3 protein-coding genes and 4 pseudogenes are annotated in these 3,678 nt (G+C 61.5%); 2 read left to right on the forward strand and 5 right to left on the reverse strand.

Going from position 1 to position 3,678, the window contains the following annotated elements; all coding sequences use genetic code 11:
- From P0D89_RS51470 to P0D89_RS51485, 4 genes and pseudogenes are all read right to left on the reverse strand, one after another.
- Positions 1-513: MFS transporter (locus P0D89_RS51470; protein WP_408370667.1), on the reverse strand; the 513-nt coding region annotated here is incomplete at its 3' end.
- A gap of 242 nt (positions 514-755) precedes the next feature.
- Positions 756-1,040 (reverse strand): ATP-binding protein, encoded by a 285-nt coding sequence (locus P0D89_RS51475; protein WP_408370669.1) that lies wholly within the window; start codon positions 1,038-1,040, stop codon positions 756-758.
- A 117-nt stretch (positions 1,041-1,157) separates the two neighbouring features.
- Positions 1,158-1,337, reverse strand: a pseudogene (locus P0D89_RS51480) (hypothetical protein); the annotation flags it as partial.
- A 58-nt stretch (positions 1,338-1,395) separates the two neighbouring features.
- Positions 1,396-2,054 (reverse strand): annotated as a pseudogene (locus P0D89_RS51485) (IS6 family transposase); the annotation flags it as partial.
- A 130-nt stretch (positions 2,055-2,184) separates the two neighbouring features.
- Here P0D89_RS51485 and P0D89_RS51490 point away from each other — a divergent pair.
- Together P0D89_RS51490 and P0D89_RS51495 are read left to right on the forward strand one after the other, a co-directional pair.
- Positions 2,185-2,796: pseudogene (locus tag P0D89_RS51490) on the forward strand (IS110 family transposase); the annotation flags it as partial.
- 415 nt (positions 2,797-3,211) lie between these two features.
- A complete protein-coding gene (locus P0D89_RS51495) occupies positions 3,212-3,562 on the forward strand; it encodes a hypothetical protein (protein WP_408379393.1) in 351 nt (116 codons plus the stop codon).
- 32 nt (positions 3,563-3,594) lie between these two features.
- Here the strand turns inward: P0D89_RS51495 and P0D89_RS54770 are convergent.
- Positions 3,595-3,678, reverse strand: a pseudogene (locus P0D89_RS54770) (IS6 family transposase); the annotation flags it as partial.

Genomic DNA, 3,678 nt, shown 5'->3' on the forward strand with positions numbered 1-3,678 from the left:
TCCAAAACTCCAGCGCCACCCAACGCCCTGCCCTAACCAGTTGGCAAGCGGAACGCCGATGATGGTGGCAAACGTCAAGCCGAGGAAGACGCGCCCTACCGCTACCGTGCGTCGATTCTCCGGCACGAGCGAGGCCGCCACCAGCGCCGTGACGCCGAAATAGGCGCCATGAGGCAGCCCGCTGAGGAATCGGAAGATCAACATCCAATGGTAGCTCGGCGCCAGTGCGCTCATTCCATTGCCCAGAGCGAACATGCCCATGAGAACGATCAATAGCGTACGGCGGGGAAGCCGCGCACCCAGGACCGCAAAGACTGGCGCGCCCACGACCACGCCCAGTGCGTATGCGCTGATGACATGTCCTGCCGTAGGGGCGTCAATTCCGAGGCCGTGCGCAAAAAACGGTAACAGGCTCATCGTCGCGAACTCGGTAGTCCCGATGGCAAATCCGCCAACGGCGAGTGCGAACAGAACCCAACCTACGCCGATCGTTTTGTTCCCGGTATCACTCATTGCCTGTCCTAAAGTCGACCACGCGGTCTCGTCAATCATGTGTCGGAAAAACCGAGGACGCGCGTCATCACGGCTATCGCACCGAACCGATCATGCGATGCAAGCGATCCCCTTCGCGCAAGACCCACGCACGCCGTATGCCGCGCGCGCCTCGCGCAGCAACGCGGGATTCAGCGGTAAATGAGCAACCAAGGGGACTTGCGTTCAGCGGCCGGCACGATCAACCGCAGCGTTCGGATGCCTCATCCGAGTGAACGCGACCAGCAATCGATCGTGATCAGGACGCCGGGTTCAACGCTATCAATTCTCAACGTGAAGTGACGCATACGAAGCACCGCCGACACGATGCTGAGTCTGAGCCCGGAGGCGGCTATATGGCCCACCTGCTCGCCGCGGTAAAGACGTTGCAGCACTGAGTCATGGTCGGCGACCGGGATGCCCGGGCCGTTGTCGATATGCGAAGCTGCGGCCCGATCGGCGCCTGACTGACTTCCATACGCACGGTGCCGCCAACCGGCGTGAACTATAGCGCATTGTCGAGAAGATCGCTGACTCTCCGAGAAAAGCCAGAGTCATGCTCGAGTAGCACAGCAAAAGCGTGAGCGTGCCTATCGCGATCGGCGCCGCCCATCTGGCGGGCGCTGTCACGTTGAATTGTTCGCGGCGCAATAGCGGAGAGGACACACGCTTGCACAGAAAACGGACGGATCTTGGGTGGCCTCAGTGAAACGATGCCATGCGGCAAAGCGTGCGGCGAGCCGTTTGCGATAGAGTGACGCGCGTAGCAGATGTCGCTTGAGCGCGAAGTGCTGCCGGATCACGCCCTGAGGGCGTTGTCAACTCGCCGTGCGTGAGACAAAACGCTGGAGGTGTGACGATGATTTAGCAACCAGTCGACGGATCTTGGGCGAGGTCGGTGAATTCGCGCCAGGCAACGAACCTTGCTGCAAGCTGTTTGCGATAAAGTGAAGCGCGCAGCAGATGCCGCTTCAGTGCGAAGTGCTGCCGGATCAGACCGAAGTTTGACAGGAAGGCCTGCGTGCGCTTCGGGTCGCGAAAGCCTCGCATACGCCGCTCGCGCTCCCGCGTGGGCTGATGGCTGTTCTCTGCGCGGTTGTTGACCCGGGCAGCAGCCTTGACGAACACGTGCTTCACGTTGGTCAGCTCTGGGATATCGGCTTTCGCCGCCGGGTAACTGCGCAACTGATCGGTGACGATCTTGCGTGGCACCGGATTCGAGCGCAACACGTGCCCGAAGAAACGTTTGGCCGCTGCCGTGTCGCGCCGCTGCTGCAGCAGGATGTCGAGCTCGAGCCGTGCTCGTCGACTGCACGCCACAGCAGGTACGGTTCGCCACGCAGGGTGACGAACATCCCGTCGAGATGCCACGTGCTACCCGGCTTGCGGCGTGCCGCTTTCACCCGACGGGCAAACCCCGCGCCGAACTTCTCGCACCAGCGGCGAATCGTCTCGTAGCTGACCGTCACGCCGCGCTCGAACAGCAACTCCTCAATGTCGCGCAGGCTGAGCTGGAACCGGAAGGCAGTATGACTTTGCGTGAGGTAGGGGCTGGCCCGCCGTGGGGAAACTGAACGCGGGTTAGCATTGCTGCCAGAGCCGCACGGGCGTGGACTGGGCCGCGTCCAGGCGATTTCCTCCACGGAGGCCAGCATGCGAAACGATAGCACGGTGTACGTTGGACTGGATCTTCACAAGGACTCGATCACGGTCGCCTACGCGATCGACGCGGGCGAGGTCGAACTGCTGGGCAAGACCGGTACGACCGGGGCCGACATCGATCGCCTGTGCACGCGCTTACAGTCCAAGGCGCCACACGTACGCGTCGTGTACGAGGCAGGTCCATGTGGTTATGGGCTGTACCGTCAGCTCGTGCAGAAGGGCTTCGACTGCATGGTCTGCGCACCTTCACTGATCCCCCGCAAGCCGGGCGAACGGGTGAAGACCGACCGGCGTGATGCCATCAAGCTGGCGCGCTCGCTGCGCGCCGGCGACCTGTCGGCCGTGTACGTGCCTGGAATAGAGGACGAGGCGTTCCGGGATCTCGCCCGCGCGTGGGCAACTGCCCGCGAGGATCTGCGGCACGCACGGCAGCGACTGAAATCATTCCTGCTCGCGCACGGCGTTCGCTATACCGGCAGCGCAAACTGGGGCGAGGCGCACCGTCGCTGGCTGGGTCGCTGTTCGTTTCCCAGCGCCTGGCAGCACCTTGCCTTTGACGAGCACCGACGCACGATCGAGGACCGGCTCGCACAGTGCGCGCGTGGGTGCTTTACGCTTCCTTCAATCAACCAGTCCAGGCGATGCGTGGCGCTACTTTTTGGCGACCGATGACTGCGAGCGATGCCGCTGCCGCCTAACGGCCTGGTGGCGTTTATTGGAAAGCGTCAGGAGGATTGACGAGCAGCCTTCGGGCTGTGGAAGCGAAAGCAAGAGAATGGTCAGTCGGAGTTATCAATGAAGCCCGAGAGGGCCCGGTACCACATTCAATTCACTCCCCGTTGCACAGACCCAGTGGGTTACACCTTCGCGTGCGCCAGACACGCAGTTTGAGCGAGAGCGCGCGCAAGTTGCATGCAAAGGTCACCTTCTTCTTCGCCTTGACCTCTGTGTTCCGCGCACCCAGCGTCTCTACATTCTGCTCGACGGGAGAGCACAGCCCGATGCATGGAGCGCATGCATGTACCTGGAAACGTCACGAGGCCAAATTGCCGCGAGCGCCGATGAGCGCGGCCTCCACCCGCGTTCAACATTCTCTGTCGGGGCACGCCACTTGCTGAACCCTTGGGCCATTCAAACTGATATGGAGGTTCAAATGTCAACCACCCCGGCAGCCGGGTCCTTGCCCGTCGCGTCTGACCCGGCCAGTTCCCCCGGTCCATCTCACCAGGGCAACGGCTCTCTAGCGAAGTCCCCCGGCAGCAACGGAGACCGAACAACCAGTGCCCGGACGTTGTCCGACCTGAAGGACAAGATTGCTGGTGCACAGGAGGTGGTCAAGACGAAGGGTTTTGGTGAAAAAAGCCGGTGAAGCCGAGACCGTCTCCAATACATAAGGATGCCTTATTTATTGAATAGGACAGCATTCCAGACGGCAGGTGTAGTAGTATCCTTGAGTCCGAGAGTACGGAGATTGAACTGACCCTT

Origin of the sequence: Paraburkholderia sp. RL18-085-BIA-A (assembly GCF_046027075.1) — a bacterium.
Classification (GTDB): domain Bacteria; phylum Pseudomonadota; class Gammaproteobacteria; order Burkholderiales; family Burkholderiaceae; genus Paraburkholderia.

What these genes read in the sequence shown, in the direction of transcription:
- P0D89_RS51495 (WP_408379393.1), top strand. Translation starts at nt 3,212, where the DNA reads ATGTACCTGGAAACGTCACGAGGCCAAATTGCCGCGAGCGCCGATGAG.